1 pseudogene is annotated in these 489 nt (G+C 72.6%); it reads right to left on the bottom strand.

Annotation, left to right across the window (positions count from 1 at the left end):
- Nucleotides 1–452: pseudogene (locus ON31_RS00055) on the bottom strand (phage tail tape measure protein); the annotation flags it as partial.
- Nucleotides 453–489: the final 37 nt, after the last annotated feature.

The following is a 489-nucleotide window of genomic DNA, read 5'->3' as shown; positions in this document are numbered from 1 at the left end:
CGAGAGAACCGCCCCTCGGACTCGGCGGCCTCGTCGGTCGCGTTCGCCAGTCCGGCGCGTGCTCGCGCGAGGTTGTCCACCGCGGTTCGGGTGGCCTGGTTGGCGCGGGTTGCGCCGCGCTGCGCGGTGGCGAGGGCTTCCTCGGCGCGGGCGATCTGCGCGGCGGTGGCGGTGCCTTTGTCGCGTAGCTCTTGAAGTTTCAGCTCGGCGACGCGGACCTTGCCCGCCGCGTCGGCCTCCTTGTCACGGGCTGCGGCCAGGGCCGCCGAGGCGCGCTCGACGGCGGCCTGTGCCTGTGCGAGACCGGTCGCGACGGCTTGGCCCGCTGCCTGTCCGGCGCTACGCCCGGCCGAGACGAGCGGCCCGGACAGCTGCCCCTCGAGGTTCGCGGTCGCGCCCTGCAGAACGGGAATGACTTGCAGGGTGGTGTACCCCATCACGTCCTGTGCCATCAGGCGTCACCTCCGTTCTTGGTACTGGCCTCGATCG

It is taken from the genome of Nocardia otitidiscaviarum NBRC 14405, from assembly GCF_000308635.1.
GTDB classification, from domain to species: domain Bacteria; phylum Actinomycetota; class Actinomycetes; order Mycobacteriales; family Mycobacteriaceae; genus Nocardia; species Nocardia otitidiscaviarum.
This window is presented reverse-complemented; position numbering and strand designations above follow the sequence as displayed.